This window comes from Dyadobacter crusticola DSM 16708 (assembly GCF_000701505.1).
GTDB lineage: Bacteria > Bacteroidota > Bacteroidia > Cytophagales > Spirosomataceae > Dyadobacter > Dyadobacter crusticola.
Map to the genome: position 1 here is coordinate 274454 of NZ_JNJB01000005.1, position 14538 is coordinate 288991.

At 48.3% G+C, this 14538-nt stretch carries 13 protein-coding genes and 1 pseudogene; 10 read left to right on the forward strand and 4 right to left on the reverse strand.

Translation table 11 applies throughout. The features are described 5' to 3' along the window. The first annotated feature begins 178 nt into the window (after positions 1-178). From Q369_RS0107410 to Q369_RS0107420, 3 genes are all read left to right on the forward strand, one after another. Positions 179-2599 carry a TonB-dependent receptor gene (locus Q369_RS0107410; protein WP_031527168.1) on the forward strand — a complete coding sequence of 807 codons (2421 nt, stop codon included), beginning with the start codon at positions 179-181 and terminating at the stop codon, positions 2597-2599. Positions 2600-2641: 42 nt separating this feature from the next. Beyond that, positions 2642-4045: a sensor histidine kinase gene (locus tag Q369_RS0107415; RefSeq protein WP_229206763.1), complete on the forward strand. Its 1404-nt coding sequence runs from the start codon at positions 2642-2644 to the stop codon at positions 4043-4045. A gap of 66 nt (positions 4046-4111) precedes the next feature. After that, entirely contained in the window at positions 4112-4873 is a 762-nt protein-coding gene (locus tag Q369_RS0107420) for a DeoR/GlpR family DNA-binding transcription regulator (protein ID WP_031527170.1), read from the forward strand. Between the two features lie 30 nt (positions 4874-4903). Here the strand turns inward: Q369_RS0107420 and Q369_RS0107425 are convergent, their stop codons facing one another. Beyond that, positions 4904-5284 carry a response regulator gene (locus Q369_RS0107425; RefSeq protein ID WP_031527171.1) on the reverse strand — a complete coding sequence of 127 codons (381 nt, stop codon included), beginning with the start codon at positions 5282-5284 and terminating at the stop codon, positions 4904-4906. Between the two features lie 124 nt (positions 5285-5408). Next, a complete protein-coding gene (gene ypfJ, locus Q369_RS0107430; RefSeq protein WP_031527172.1) occupies positions 5409-6257 on the reverse strand; it encodes a KPN_02809 family neutral zinc metallopeptidase in 849 nt (282 codons plus the stop codon). A 62-nt stretch (positions 6258-6319) separates the two neighbouring features. Between ypfJ and Q369_RS0107435 the strand changes: the two genes are divergently transcribed. From Q369_RS0107435 to Q369_RS0107450, 4 genes and pseudogenes are all read left to right on the forward strand, one after another. Next, positions 6320-6643 carry a hypothetical protein gene (locus Q369_RS0107435; protein WP_157488092.1) on the forward strand — a complete coding sequence of 108 codons (324 nt, stop codon included), beginning with the start codon at positions 6320-6322 and terminating at the stop codon, positions 6641-6643. Then, a pseudogene (locus Q369_RS28710) lies at positions 6580-6741 on the forward strand (DUF1501 domain-containing protein); the annotation flags it as partial. The gene Q369_RS0107435 and the pseudogene Q369_RS28710, both read left to right, overlap by 64 nt. A gap of 72 nt (positions 6742-6813) precedes the next feature. Continuing rightward, positions 6814-8001, forward strand: coding sequence for an esterase (locus tag Q369_RS0107445; protein ID WP_031527174.1), 1188 nt, complete (start codon positions 6814-6816; stop codon positions 7999-8001). A 15-nt stretch (positions 8002-8016) separates the two neighbouring features. Then, the gene (locus tag Q369_RS0107450; RefSeq protein ID WP_031527175.1) at positions 8017-9711 is read left to right on the forward strand and encodes a GMC oxidoreductase; all 1695 of its coding nucleotides are present in this window, start codon (positions 8017-8019) and stop codon (positions 9709-9711) included. Between the two features lie 187 nt (positions 9712-9898). Here the strand turns inward: Q369_RS0107450 and Q369_RS0107455 are convergent, their stop codons facing one another. After that, a complete protein-coding gene (locus Q369_RS0107455; protein ID WP_031527176.1) occupies positions 9899-10099 on the reverse strand; it encodes a KTSC domain-containing protein in 201 nt (66 codons plus the stop codon). A 6-nt stretch (positions 10100-10105) separates the two neighbouring features. Next, complete coding sequence (locus Q369_RS0107460) at positions 10106-10792, reverse strand: lipid-binding SYLF domain-containing protein (protein WP_031527177.1); 687 nt, start codon at positions 10790-10792, stop codon at positions 10106-10108. A gap of 215 nt (positions 10793-11007) precedes the next feature. Between Q369_RS0107460 and Q369_RS0107465 the strand changes: the two genes are divergently transcribed. From Q369_RS0107465 to Q369_RS0107475, 3 genes are all read left to right on the forward strand, one after another. After that, positions 11008-11487, forward strand: coding sequence for a Dps family protein (locus Q369_RS0107465; protein ID WP_031527178.1), 480 nt, complete (start codon positions 11008-11010; stop codon positions 11485-11487). 95 nt (positions 11488-11582) lie between these two features. Continuing rightward, the gene (locus Q369_RS0107470) at positions 11583-12908 is read left to right on the forward strand and encodes a cytochrome P450 (protein ID WP_031527179.1); all 1326 of its coding nucleotides are present in this window, start codon (positions 11583-11585) and stop codon (positions 12906-12908) included. Positions 12909-12924: 16 nt separating this feature from the next. Continuing rightward, the gene (locus Q369_RS0107475; protein ID WP_031527180.1) at positions 12925-14538 is read left to right on the forward strand and encodes a Na+/H+ antiporter; all 1614 of its coding nucleotides are present in this window, start codon (positions 12925-12927) and stop codon (positions 14536-14538) included.

Genomic DNA, 14538 nt, shown 5'->3' on the forward strand with positions numbered 1-14538 from the left:
AACACACGTCAATAAAAAACTCAAACTTCAACCAAATATAATAATCCTTTTCGGGTAGGTTAACGAATAAGCTAAAAGCCTTTATCAAATCTAATAAAAGCGCTGATATTTTATAAAGGCATGCAACGTCCTGCTGTTTTGCTTCTCCTTTACCAGAGTTTTGCAAAACCAACCAGCCATGAAAAAAATTTTATTAGTAAGTTCATTATTGTTATCGTCCATTCCCGCAATTTGCCAGACCTTCAAAGTCTCGGGTTCCATCAAAAACCAGACGGGCGAACCGCTTCCTTTCGCGGCCGTTTCAGTCAACAATTCCGCAGACTCCGCGCTTGTGAAGGCGGATGTAGCCGACGAAAACGGCAAATTCACAATTACGGAAATCAAACAGGGCAAATACTTTCTGCGGATCACTGCGGTTGGTACCAAGCCCTTCCAGTCACCCGTTTTCGGCGTGGTCGACAGCGATGTGCAGCTTGCAGCAATGCAAGTTGAGTCGGAAACACAACAATTGAACGAAGTAAAGGTTACTGCTGCCAAGCCGCTCATTGAGGTCAAAGGCGACCGGCTGGTATTCAATGTTGAGTCGAGTATCAACTCCACCGGTTCCAATGCGCTGGAACTGCTGCAAAAATCACCGGGCGTGCAGGTGGATAAGGATGAGAACATCCTGGTCAAAGGAAAAACCGGGGTTCGCATTTATATAGACGGGCGCCCTTCTCCCATGAGCGGAAAAGATCTTGCGTCGACCTTGAAAAGCATGAACTCCGCTGATATTGAAGCGATCGAGATTATCACAAACCCTTCGGCCAAATACGATGCCGCCGGTGATCTGGGCATTATTAATATCCGGTTAAAGAAGAATGTGAAGCTGGGTACCAATGGAAATGTGAGCCTCGGGGCTATGTTCGGCATCACGCCGAAGTACAACGCTTCGCTGAATTTGAACCATCGCGACAAAAAGGTGAACGTATTTGGCTCGTACGGATTCAACCAGGGAGCCTGGCAAAATACCACCTACGATAATCAGGTATTGAATAATGTGGCTTACAACAAAGTGTGGCAGGGAATCTGGCGGGATACCACCCATAGTGCGAAGCTCGGCGCGGATTATTTTATCAATTCCAAAAATACGATCGGTTTCAATGTAAACTGCCGGCTGAGTAACCACAACGGCGGCGGCGAAAGTGAGACTTTTATCAGTAGAAAATACCAGCTCGGTGCCGATTCTCTCCTGCTATCTTCCCAAACTTCAAACCCGGAAAAGAACAAGAACCTGAATGTAAACCTGAATTACCATTATGCAGATACCACCGGCCGGGAACTGAATATCGACGCCGATTATGGCCGGTTTTCATCAAGAGGGATTAGCTACCAGCCGAATAAGTACTTTTTCACAGGTACAGAAGAAGTACCGTTGGTGAGAAATTACGTGACCAGAACACCTGTGGATATTACAATCAGATCGGTGAAAGCAGATTACGAGCAAAATGTGAAGAAAGGTAAGCTGGGGTACGGCTTCAAATTGTCGGACGTGAAATCGGATAATACGTTCGATTTCTTTAATGTACTTGGCAACACAGAAGTGATTGATACCAACAGGAGCAACCGGTTCAAATACACCGAGCGCGTGTATGCGGCTTATGCCAACTATAATGTGACATTGGGAAAGAAATGGGACTTGCAGGTGGGTGTAAGAGCGGAACACACCAAGTCGTTGGGTGATCTCACCAGCTTCAAACATAATGATCTGGACCGCGTCGATACGACTTACCTCAACTTTTTCCCAAGCGGCGCGTTGTCGTTTAAGGCTTCCAAAAACCATAACTGGAACATTAATTACAGCCGGAGGATCAATCGGCCGAGCTATCAGAACCTGAACCCGTTTGAATACCGCATTGATGAACTGGTTTATTCAAAAGGAAATCCATTCCTGAAACCTGAATACGCCAACAGCGTCAAGCTGTCGCACGTTTATAAAGCTGCGTTGACCACATCGCTGGGTTACCGCCGCACACGCTTTCCGGTAGTCGGACTGCGCATTCCATACGACAGCAGCCGCACTTATTTCATTACTGAGAACCTGGACCATTCGCAGGCATTCAGCCTGGATATCAGTGTTACCACGCCCATTACCAAGTGGTGGGAAATCTACTTTAATGTGAGCGGCTATCACAATATCTGGAAGGCTGCGCTGGATAATGGGCTCATCATCAATAACCGCACGACTGCGCTCAATTTCAACGGGCAAAATACTTTTAAGCTGAAAAACAACTGGACTGTGGAGCTGACTGGCTGGTACAACTCTCCCTATCGCCGGATTGACTACAACTGGGCAATGGGTATGATGGATATTGGTGTTCAGAAAAAATTCTGGAAGGAAAATGCGACTCTGAAAGTCTCGTTCAGCGATATCCTGCACACTGCCAAAGGCGGCTACACATCGGAATATGCAGGGATCCGAACCGATTTGCGATTCCGGTTCGAAGGTCAGATGCTGAAACTGAACTTCAATTACCGGTTCGGCAGCAAAGAGATCAAAGCGGCACGTAGCAGGAGAAGTGGCTCAGAAGACGAACTAAACCGCATTAAAGGTGGCTGATAGGCTAATTATTTTAAACTAGTTCTACGTGACATTACAAATATGCCCGCTTATATTTGTAGGAACGAAAAGAAAGATACCTTGCCTCCTAAGCTTTACCTGTATCAACTCTGGGCCAGACTTTCCGGAGAGCCAAGTAAATTCCCTCTGAATGCACGCATATTCCACTCAGTATGCCTGATTTCGATTTTTGCATTAACCTATAACATACCATTCAATTATTTTATCGGCTTGCCGGAAGTGGCGCTGACAAGCCTGGTGGTACTCCTGATCGCATTTGGCCTGTACTATCTGTCCCGGTTTAAAAACCAGGCACCCGCTACCATCCGAGCTACCAATCTGATCGGTCTGGCCCTGTTTACACTGAATTACTTTTTGAATTCAGGACTAAGCGGCCCGACCGATCTCTTTTTTCTCCTTTTCCTGCTGCTCAGCATAGCGATCAGTCCGCGCAGTGAGTATAAATTCTGGATCCCAGTCAATGTAGGTGTCTTCATCCTGCTGTGCATTTTCGAATATGTGCAGCCGCATTCCGTGCCCGACTCTTACCAAAGCCGGTTTGCCCGCTTCGTAGACCACATGTCGGCTTACGTCGTGGTGGCAGCAATCGCCTATTTTTGCATTCACTATATCCGCCGGAGCTACGAGCGGGAAAAGCTCATTACTGTCGAGAAATCCAAGGCGATAGAAGCGCAGAATGCGCAGATTGTCGCCCAAAACCAGGAGCTGGAAAGGATCAATGCCGAGAAGAATAAACTGATGTCTATCGTGGCGCACGATTTGCGGTCGCCGCTGGGCAGCATTCAAAACTACCTTGAACTCATCACTCAGCATGAACTTGAAGAGGATCAAAAGCTGGCAATAAAGCTCGATTTGCTTAATGCGACCAAAAGTACCCTCGCTATGCTGAGCAAGCTGCTCGACTGGTCGAAGTCGCAGCTTTACGGCGTTTCGGCCAGACTGGAATTTGTTCAGCTCGCAAAATTGCTGGAACCTACCCTGCGCCTGGAAAAGGATATCGCCACCGCAAAAGGGATTACACTTGACTACAATATTGACCCTGAGACCATCGTATATGCCGACACTAATATGATGCAGATCATTGTCCGCAACATCACCGGGAATGCAATCAAGTTTACCCAAAGCGGCGGTACCATCTTGATCAGGTCTGAAATTAATGAGGGTCAATGCATTATTACTGTGCGTGACGATGGTATGGGAATGTCGGCTGAAAAGAGCGACAGCATATTTTCTCTTCATGTACAATCCACCTACGGTACCAAAAACGAAAAAGGAGTAGGACTCGGCCTGCTGCTTTGCATTGAATTCATCAAAGCACAGAACGGCAACATCTGGTTTGAGAGCAAGCCCGAAGAAGGTACCTGTTTCTTCATCAGCATTCCAATATCGAACCGCATCGCCAACACTGATCCGCAAATCGCCTGAGTCTGGCGGCGCACCTCATGGCTACATATCTGATCATTTGATTACTTTTGATCAAAATCTGATCACATGACAATTCAGGAGAGAAAAAAGAAAATCCTGGCAGAGGTTTATGAAGCCGGCAGCTCGTCGGTATTTGAGCTCGCCGACAAAATGGCTGCCTCCCCAGCCACAATCCGGCGCGACTTACATGAAATAGCCGAACAGGGTTTGCTGATCAGAACGCACGGGGGCGCCATGAAGCCTGACAACGCGGTGATTACCGGATTTGCGGAAAAGAAAGTACAGCGCAATGCGGATAAGGAACGCATTGCATTGGAAGCGGCAGCGCTTGTCCGTGATGGTGATACGATTTTTATGGATTGCGGGAGTACCGTTTTTCAGATGTGTGCGCATTTGAAGAAAAAGGCCAACATTCACGTCATTACCAATTCACTGCCCGTCCTGGCCGAGCTCATTGACGTACCCGCGATCCGCATTAATTTGATCGGAGGCGAACTGGATAAAAAACGGAAGGCGGTGCACGGACAAAAGGCGATCGAGCACATTCAGAGTTACCATGCAGCCAAATGCTTCATTGGGGTAGACGGTATCTCCGCCGAAAACGGCTTAACTGCACATAGCGAACACGAATCAAGTATTACCTCAGCTTATCTGCAGAATGCCGGAGAAGCTATCCTGCTATGTGACTCGTCTAAAATAGGCCGCGATAGCTACATTAAATTCGCCAGACTGGCAGATGTTTCGTGCCTGATCACAGACAGCGGAATTGAAGAAGAAACGAGAAAGGCGCTCCGTGAAAAAGGTCTCGGTCAACTAATTATCGTGTAGCCCGACGGTTTAGAATCATCCTTCCTTTTACTACACTAAAACCCTGCGGAGTATCTGAACCAGATCGTCGAAACTGTGCGGCTTGGTGATAAAATCCACGGCGCCGAGCTTTTTTGCCTGCTGTATCGCAGCCTGATTGGATGAAGTGGAAAGTATGATAACAGGGATATCCTTCAAATCCTGCTGCTTCTTGATCTGTGCAAGAAACTCCTGACCATTCATTAGAGGCATATTGAGGTCGAGAAAGATGATATCGGTATCCAGCTCGCTTTTCCGCAACTTGTCAAATGCCTGAACAGCATTGTCCAACACCACACATTTTACGGTGTTGGAGGCATTTTCGAGTGCGCTTAAAAATATTTCCTGATCATCTTCATCATCGTCGATGAGGAGAATGTTTTGATAAAGCATTTAGGGGGCCGGATAAATCTGTATGCAAATTAACAATATTGAAAAGTAATGCAATAGGCAAGATCAGGTTTGCCCCGAATCTTGCCGTCGATTTATCCGGAAAGAGGAATATTCTTGGAGGTACTTACCTGATATCCTCGTATCTCCCCTGGTTCAGGTCTCCGGTGTCAAATCCTTTTTTGAACCAGTACATCCGCTGCTCCGAGCTACCGTGTGTAAATGCATCCGGCACCACATAGCCCTGTGATTCTTTCTGCAGCTTGTCGTCACCGATCGCATTTGCCGCCTTCAATGCCGATTCAAGGTCGCCTGGTTCAAGTATATTGCTCATTTCCTGTGCGTGATTGGCCCAAACACCTGCGAGAAAGTCAGCCTGCAATTCCAGCTTTACGGAAAGCTTGTTGTATTCAGCCTCGCTAATACGCCCTCTCTGCCGTTGCAGCTGCTCGGAAATGCCCATCAGATTCTGTACGTGATGCCCTACTTCATGCGCCACCACGTAGGCTACGGCGAAATCTCCCGGAGCCTTGAAGCGTGTTCTCAGCTCGTCACAAAATGACAGATCAATGTATACTTTGTGATCTGCCGGACAGTAAAATGGCCCCATCGCAGAGGAAGCACTTCCACAGCCGCTCTGGGTTGCATTTTCGAAGATCTGCAAGCGCGGCTTTTCGTACTGGCCGTCGTTTTCAGCGTATATATTGCTCCAAACATCCTCAGTACTTTTCAAAACCGCCGAAATCATATCGGCAGTGCGGTCGTCAGGACGCGGGCCCGGCGGGCGGGTTTGTACCTGCTCTGCACCCTCATTCCCTTGAAGATTGCCCAGGATCACACCGGGATCTTGTCCGGTCAAAAGTCCGATTACGAGCACAATAACAGCTCCAATGCCGCCGATAGCTACTTTTCCGCCTCCGGACATACCCCGGCGGTCTTCAACATTGCTACTTCTTCCTAGATCCTGCCAACGCATTTTGTGTAAAGTTTAGATTAGTGTAAGGTTTTTAGAAGACATGCTAATAATATGCCATGATAGTGAATATTAAATTATATTTAGATAAAGAACCGCTTCTTACCTGCGATGAAAAAGGCGATCGCATATCTGATCTGGAGTTTGGCCAGCTACTGTTTCGTCGGATGCGCACCGCAGCTTCCTGTGAATTCTTTCACCGCATTATCTCTGCCAATCCGGAGTATGTGATGCCCACGCCGGAGTCGCACCTCTCGCTTTCAGCCGTCGAAAAAGCGATACTGATCAAATGGATCCGGGAACGCGCAGCATATCAGCCACATTGGGCATTTGCATCGTTAAAGATCCCGTGCATGTACACGATTTCCACGCCACTTTATTGCATTTAATGGGCGTAGACCACGAGCGACTTACCTATAAATTTCAAGGCCGCCGCTTCCGGCTGACCGATGTGCATGGAAATCCGGTAAAAGGGCTTCTGGCCTGACAGGTATTCAGCGCAGTTTTTCGTCTTATGAAGATATTAGGCTACTGCCGCTACTTTATTATTACAAATTCAATGAAAATACTCAGATCTGCGCTACTTGCCTCAGCGACTTTGGTTGCTACCCAGACCGTACATGCGCAGCAGGCCAATGTTAACCTGGATTTCAATCCGCAAAAAAATACGCAGAACCTGGTGCCTTACGGTGGAAGCGTGATTTCTCCCGAGGTACACGATGATCACACGATCACTTTCAGGCTCAAAGCACCGGAAGCACAAAAGGTAGAGCTCACCGGCGGGCCGATTCTGCTTGCATTGAAATCAAAGAATGCAATCCCATTTACCAAAGATAATGAAGGCAACTGGTCGCTGACGGTAGGTCCCGTTACGCCGAATATTTATGTATACCGGATCATGCTGGATGGAGTACCCGTTGTCGATCCTAACAATACATTGACGGGCAGCGCCAATCAGCCTGGTTACAGCAATGTGGTCGTACACGATACCAAACCTTCCTATTATGATGCTCAAAATGTGCCGCACGGAAGTGTAACCCGGCATATCTACCATTCGGATGTACTGAATGGCGAGCGAGAAATGTTTGTGTATACTCCGCCCGGCTACGATCCGAAAAACAAATATCCGGTATTGTACCTGCTTGGCGGAAGCGGCGAGCTTGCGAATGGCTGGGAGCTCGACGGTCGCGCCAACTTCATAGCAGATAACCTGCTTGCCGCAGGAAAGATCACACCGATGATCATAGCGATGCCCAACAACCAGGTGCTGCACCGCTCTGATCCGCAGCATTTACAGAAGACTTACAAGTTTTTTGAAGATGAATTAAGAAAACAGATCGTGCCATTCGTCGACGCACATTACAGTACCATCAAAGACCGGAAGGCGCGCGCTATTTCGGGTTTGTCAATGGGTGGCCGGCATACCCAGGCGGTGGGTTTTAACGCAATTGACCTGTTTAGTTCGTTCGGTATCCTGAGCGCGGGCGACCTTGAACCTGAAAAGCTGAACCCGGCTTTTTTCAGTGACTCCAGAATCAAAGACAAGGTAGACTACCTGCTTGTGGGTCTGGGAAGTGGTGAACTGGATTTTGTTGGAAAACGATCGGAAGCAACGCATTTGGCGCTTGACAAAATAGGCGTGAAACACGAGTACTTCATTGGTGGCGAAGGCGCGCACGACTGGGGCACCTGGCGGATGCTTTTACACGACAAGCTGCTGCCCAACTTATGGAAAAAGAAACCCTGAACGGTAAAAACTAAAATGGCATACTTCAATATTGATGCAGAAAAAGCCCGGACATTCGATGCAATTGTTGTCGGCACGGGTATTAGCGGCGGTTGGGCAGCGAAGGAGCTGACTGAAAAAGGCTTGAAAACGCTGGTGCTGGAACGCGGACAGGATGTAAGGCACATTGTCGATTACCCCACTACAAACATGCTCCCCTGGGAATTTGAGCACCGCGGACAGCCTTCACTGGCGATCCGTGAAGCCAACCCGATCGCCAGTAAACATTACATCTTCAAGGAAGACGCCATGCACTTTGTGGTAAAAGATGCATTCCACCCTTATGTGCAGGATAAACCCTTCGACTGGATGCGCGGCTACCAGGTGGGCGGTCGGTCGCTGCTGTGGGCACGGCAGACACAGCGATGGTCAGACTATGATTTTGAGGGTCCCGCCCGCGACGGCTTCGGGATCGACTGGCCGATCAGGTACAAGGATATTGCTCCCTGGTACAGCTACGTAGAGAAATTTGCAGGCATTTCGGGAAACAAAGACGGATTGCCGCAGCTGCCTGACGGCGAATTCCTACCGCCGCATGAAATGAGCTGCGTAGAAAAGCATTTCAGCGAGCAGACCGCCAAAAACTATAAAAATGCGAGACCGATCATTATCGGCAGGGCTGCGCACATAACCGACCCGCAGCCTGTTCATCTGGAACAGGGCCGGGCCAAATGCCAGCACCGGAATATGTGTCAGCGGGGCTGTCCTTTTGGCGGATATTTCAGTACCAATTCTTCTACTTTGCCATGGGCTGAGAAAACCGGGAACCTTACGCTCAGGCCGCATTCCGTTGTGCATTCCGTTATTTATGACGAAAAGAAAAAGAGGGCGACCGGTGTTCGGGTGGTTGATGCATTGACAAAGGAAATGAGCGAATATTATGCGAAAGTGATTTTCATCAATGCCTCCGCGATCAATTCAAACCTGATATTGCTTAATTCAAAATCCAGCCGCTTTCCAAACGGGCTCGGTAATGACAGCGGAACACTGGGTAAATACATTGGTTTTCACAATTACCGCGGCCGCGTAAGTGCCGAGTTTGACGGGTATCACGATCGTACCACCGACGGTCGCCGCCCGAATGGCGCCTATATACCAAGGTTCCGGAATGTTTTCAAGCAGGAAACAGATTTTCTGCGCGGCTATGCAGTTTCTATGAGCGCGTCCAAAATGGGCAATGCGAACAATGGAATTGGTGAAGATCTTAAAACAAGCCTTTTTGCACCAGACGAGAGTGGTTGGAGCATCGGTACCCAGATGATGGGTGAAACCCTGCCGAAAGAAAGCAATATGGTCAGCCTGCACCCGACACTTACCGACGTCTGGGGTATCCCGCAGCTGCGGATGTCAGTCGCATTTGACGACAATGACATGAAAATGGTTCAGGACTTTTATACGGAGCTGAGTGAAATGCTGTCCCAGGCAGGTTTTACAAACATCAAAACCGCAGATACAAAAAGAAACCCAGGCAGCGAGAACCACGAAATGGGCGGCATCAGAATGGGTAACGATCCCAAGACCTCCATGCTCAACAAATGGAACCAGCTACACCACTGTCCAAACGTAATCGTAACCGACGGCGCCTGCATGACTTCTACATCAACACAGAATCCGTCACTGACCTATATGGCACTGAAAGCGAGGGCGGTGGATCATTTTTTAAAAGGCTAAGGAGGAAAGGGAAGAAAGGGAGGATGGAGGAAAGGTAGGAAGGAGGAAGTATTTTGAAGGCTTGTCACCCTGAGCGGAGTCGAAGGAGCGTTACTACCAAGCAGTAGCGCCCTTCGACTCCGCTCAGGGTGACAAACTTCATCCTCCCTAAAACATTCACTCATTCACTCATTCAATCATTCAAAATTCATTCATCGATCTTCTCAAACTCAAAATTCCCCTTAATGTATTTATTCAAAAAAGTACCCTTGGAAGTCGTGGCTTTCATGGCCTGGTAGACTTCCAGAGGTACTTTTTTGTAGTCGTAGACCAGCCCGGACACGTAGGTTATTCTAAGTGTTTCCTTATCTCCGTCATAGCTGTATGATGAAACGACCGAGGATGGCATGGTGCATTAATTGTTGAATTCGTCCAGTCTGGCGCGCAGGTCTTCTACTTGTTTAGAAGAAACATTCGAACTTTTGAATGTAGTGTTCGCGTCTTTCCAGCCGTCGTAAAAGTCATTGTTTGCCTTGGTATCTACCGCTAGTGCAGCTCCGTTGAGCGTAATTCCGGCAAATAATCCTTTGCTCCGGGAATAAGAATATACTTCGGCTTCCAGCTTGTAGTCGGTTTGGGCGGAGGAACTTCTTCCCATTGGGCCTGCTGCTACCGACAGGTCTCCGCCGAGTGTAAAGCTGCCTTTGCCGATTTCGAGCAATGTTTTCCTGTTTTTGAATACCAGTACAAGATCCACAGCCTGTACGCCGATCTGCGCACCGATACTTCCGCCAGTAATAGTGATAAATACGGGATCACTCCATTCGCCGTTCTCTTTTTTGACCATAGCTACTCCGCGTCCATACTTACCTCCCAGCATCAGCCCCGCGTTGATCATTTTCGGAATAATGATCACACCTTTTGACATATTGAGCAGCTGTGCGGGAATGCTCTCCTGCATTTCATTAAAGTCATTTAAAACCGCAGTAGCCGCTACCAACTTTTCTTCTTCTTTCGCCTGCGCCATTAGATATGTGCTTGAAAAAACACACAAGAGCATCAAGATTCCGATCGATCTTCCTTTCAATTCTGCAATGAACATGGTTAAAATAATTAGTGGATTGTGAGTGGTTATGTATAAAGTATCGTGCCGCAAATGCGCTTTTTTATATTCCAGGCCGCAAGAGCCGACCTGTTTGTCATACTTTATTCATTTTCGTCCGGATTAACGTATACTAATGCGTTATATGATATATTGGTACGATTTTGTTGCTCCAATTAAACCAAAACACGAATTCTAATTTTTCCGCTACTATTATGGATGCCAAAGCAATCAGCCTTGATGAACAGGAAGTAAAACCTGTCGTAGACCTGCTCAACGACTACCTCGCCAACTACCACATCCACTACCAGAAACTGCGTGGATGCCACTGGAATATAAAGGGTCAAAACTTTTTTACCCTGCATGTGAAATTTGAAGAACTCTATACAAATGCGCAGCTGACAATCGACGAGATTGCGGAAAGGGTACTTACGCTGGGTAAAGCACCGCACAGCCGTTTCGCGGATTATATCAATGAATCACAGATCCAGGAAATCAACACGATCGGAATGCAGGATCTTGCAATGGTAGACGCGATCCTGGATGATATGGCGAAACTGATCGAGCTGGAACGCGAGCTGCTGGAAGCTACTTCTCAGGCTGGCGACGACGGTTCCAATGATATGGTCAACCGTTTTATGCAGTTTAAAGAAAAGAATACCTGGATGCTGCGCTCTTTTGCAGGCAAAAAATAACGTCAGGTACACCCGATTTTACCAAAACCATCTGCCTGGCAGGTGGTTTTTTGCATTTCTATGATTTACTTGTAGCTGTCTTAAAGATGAAAACAATGCGCGCTATACCAGAATACCGGATTGGAAGATTTAGCCTATTGGGAGCTGTCAAATTTGCACGGGACCCGCTGCACTTTCTGCGGGAGGGTTTCGAACAATGCGGCGACACTTTCAGGATCAAACTTTTCAGGGAATTTGTGATCAGCCGCGAGCCCGGGTTTTTCAGGTACATTCTGCAGCAGCATAACAAAGACTTCAAAAAAGGAAGCTCTTCCAAAATGCTGCAACCCGTGCTGGGCAATGGACTGGTGACGAGCGAAGGTGATTTCTGGCTGCGGCAGCGGCGACTGGTACAGCCTGCCTTTCACCGCGAGCGTTTGCAGGAATTATTTCTCACAATGGGTGAGCTCACTGTCACTTTCCTGGATGATATGGAAGCATTCCGTGGCAAAGAGGCTGTCGATATCGATGCTCAGATGATGGCGATCACTTCGGATATCGCATTGAAAACACTGTTTGGAAATATGAACAGCGAGGACAAAGCGCAGATCTACAAACAGGTGACACGAACACAAAAGTACCTGGTAACCCGGGTGCGCCGGCCGTATCGCAGGCCGCTCATGGCGATCAATGGAGAGGACAAATACTTCCGCACCGATCTGGGCTACTTTAATAAGCTGGTCTTCAACTTTATCGAGCAAAGAAGAAAGTCGGGGGAAGCGCCGAATGACCTGCTGCAGCTGCTGCTGGACAGCACAGACGAAGATACGGGCGAGCAAATGAACGATCAGCAGATCCGCGACGAAGCGATCACCATGTTCGCGGCAGGTCATGAAACTTCTGCGACCGGCCTGAGCTGGCTTCTGTGGGAGCTATCCAGGCAACCCGATATTACGAATCGAATCAGAGAAGAAAGTCAGATCTTCGACAGCGTCCCTACTTTTGAACAGCTGATGCGTATGCCGTATACCAGGCAGGTTGTTGAAGAAGGGCTGCGGCTCTACCCGCCCGCCTGGACAATGACGCGGGAGGCTGTTATCAACAGCGAGATCGAAGGTTACTATATTCCGAAGGGTACCTCCGTGTTTCTCTCTGTATTCGAGCTGCACCGAAACCCGCATTTATGGGAAAATCCACTCACCTTTAACCCCGATAATTTCAGTCCCGAGCGTGTCAAGAACCGGCCGAAGTTCAACTATCTGCCTTTTGGAGCTGGTCCGCGTATATGCATCGGGCAGCAATTTGCGATGATGGAAATGCAGTTGCTGCTTGCTTCGCTTGTCAAGCGGTTCTCTTTTGAGATTGATCCCGCACATGCAGTGGGAATGCACCCGCTGATTGTTCTTAAATCGACAAACGGCATTAAATTGTACGTGAGATAAGTCGCTCCCCTGCTGTATGCACAACGATATCATTCTGTACCTTTCGCTCATTGTCATTATTTTATTCCTGGTAATGCTGGCGCAGCGGATCAGGATCTCTTACCCAATCGTACTTGTACTGGGCGGACTGGTACTCGGCTTTATTCCCGGCACCCCGCAGGTTGACATCAATCCGGATTTTATCTTCCTGATCTTCTTGCCACCCCTGCTTTTTGAAGCTGCCTGGCAGACCTCCTGGAAAGACTTTTGGAAATGGCGCCGCGTCATCGGCTCGTTTGCATTTGGCATTGTCATATTCACTTCCTGCGTAATCGCGTTTGTTTCAAAGGCAATTATCCCGGGCTTTACACTTGCGCTTGGCTTTCTGCTGGGTGGCATTATCTCCCCGCCCGATGCGGTAGCAGCTACTTCTGTTCTCAAGGATGTAAAAGTATCCAAACGACTTATCGCCATTGTAGAAGGCGAGAGCCTGCTCAATGATGCATCCAGCCTGATCGTCTTCCGGTTCGCATTGGCAGCCATTATCACCGGGCAGTTTGTCTTCGCCGAAGCTGTTTCCAGCTTCTTTCTCGTCATTATAATGGGCTTTGCGATTGGTTTCGGCATTGCATTGCTGTTTTACGCCATCCATCGCTGGATGCCGACTACCCCCAGCATTGACACGATCCTCACTTTCGTCGCGCCCTACACCATGTACATAGTAGCCGAGGAATTTCATTTTTCTGGCGTCATAGCGGTAGTAACCGGCGGCTTATTCCTGTCCGACAGGAGTCACAGTATTTTGAGCCACCTCAGCCGCATTCAGGGCGTAAATGTGTGGAGCACGGCAGGCTTTGTGCTTAACGGGATTGTTTTCATGCTCATCGGACTTGAACTGCCTGTTATTGTAGCCCAGCTGGGAGATACTTCTCTTTCCGAGGCGATCAAATACGGTCTGATGATTTCGCTGGTCGTGATTGTAACGCGCATTATCAGTGCGCTGGGCGCGTCCGTGTTTACCGTTTTTATCAGTAAATATATCCGAACAGCAGACAGCAGTCCCGGGTGGCGTGCACCGCTGGCTTTCGGCTGGACGGGCATGCGCGGCGTGGTTTCACTTGCAGCTGCATTGTCCATTCCGCATCTGATCAATGGCGGACAGCCGTTTCCGCAGCGAAATCTCATTCTCTTTATTACATTCGTGGTGATCATGGTAACCCTTGTATTGCAAGGACTGACACTACCGTGGGTGATCCGAAAGCTGAGTATAGAAGAAACAGATTACGAAATCACGGCACAGGAGCAGGATGTGCTGATTCGCCGGAAACTTGCTGAAGAGGCACTTACTCTTATCAATGAACAGTACGCCGACATAGTACCCCGAAATGAGCTGCTGCAAACCCTTAAATACAAGCTCGAAGGCGATATCGGATTTTTGAATCGCGTAAGAGAAAGCGATCCGATGCATTCCGGGCACGACTACATCGCCCAGTATCAGGCCGTCAGCAAGAAAATCCTGGAAAGAAAACGGGAGCTACTCCTCAAATTCAATAAAAAAGCGATGTTTGAAGAAGAGATAGTGAGACAACACCTCGCCCAGCTTGATCTGGAAGAGGAAAAAGTTAGGCAGCAATTCCTGCACATGGAATAA

Excerpts from the sequence above, each read along its gene's own strand:
- Q369_RS0107460 (WP_031527177.1), bottom strand. The coding sequence starts at position 10,792 with ATGTTCATTGCAGAATTGAAAGGAAGATCGATCGGAATCTTGATGCTC.
- Q369_RS0107475 (WP_031527180.1), top strand. The coding sequence starts at position 12,925 with ATGCACAACGATATCATTCTGTACCTTTCGCTCATTGTCATTATTTTA.
- Q369_RS0107470 (WP_031527179.1), top strand. The coding sequence starts at position 11,583 with ATGCGCGCTATACCAGAATACCGGATTGGAAGATTTAGCCTATTGGGA.
- Q369_RS0107420 (WP_031527170.1), top strand. The coding sequence starts at position 4,112 with ATGACAATTCAGGAGAGAAAAAAGAAAATCCTGGCAGAGGTTTATGAA.
- Q369_RS0107455 (WP_031527176.1), bottom strand. The coding sequence starts at position 10,099 with ATGCCATCCTCGGTCGTTTCATCATACAGCTATGACGGAGATAAGGAA.
- Q369_RS0107445 (WP_031527174.1), top strand. The coding sequence starts at position 6,814 with ATGAAAATACTCAGATCTGCGCTACTTGCCTCAGCGACTTTGGTTGCT.
- ypfJ (WP_031527172.1), bottom strand. The coding sequence starts at position 6,257 with ATGCGTTGGCAGGATCTAGGAAGAAGTAGCAATGTTGAAGACCGCCGG.
- Q369_RS0107465 (WP_031527178.1), top strand. The coding sequence starts at position 11,008 with ATGGATGCCAAAGCAATCAGCCTTGATGAACAGGAAGTAAAACCTGTC.
- Q369_RS0107450 (WP_031527175.1), top strand. The coding sequence starts at position 8,017 with ATGGCATACTTCAATATTGATGCAGAAAAAGCCCGGACATTCGATGCA.
- Q369_RS0107415 (WP_229206763.1), top strand. The coding sequence starts at position 2,642 with ATGCCCGCTTATATTTGTAGGAACGAAAAGAAAGATACCTTGCCTCCT.
- Q369_RS0107425 (WP_031527171.1), bottom strand. The coding sequence starts at position 5,284 with ATGCTTTATCAAAACATTCTCCTCATCGACGATGATGAAGATGATCAG.
- Q369_RS0107410 (WP_031527168.1), top strand. The coding sequence starts at position 179 with ATGAAAAAAATTTTATTAGTAAGTTCATTATTGTTATCGTCCATTCCC.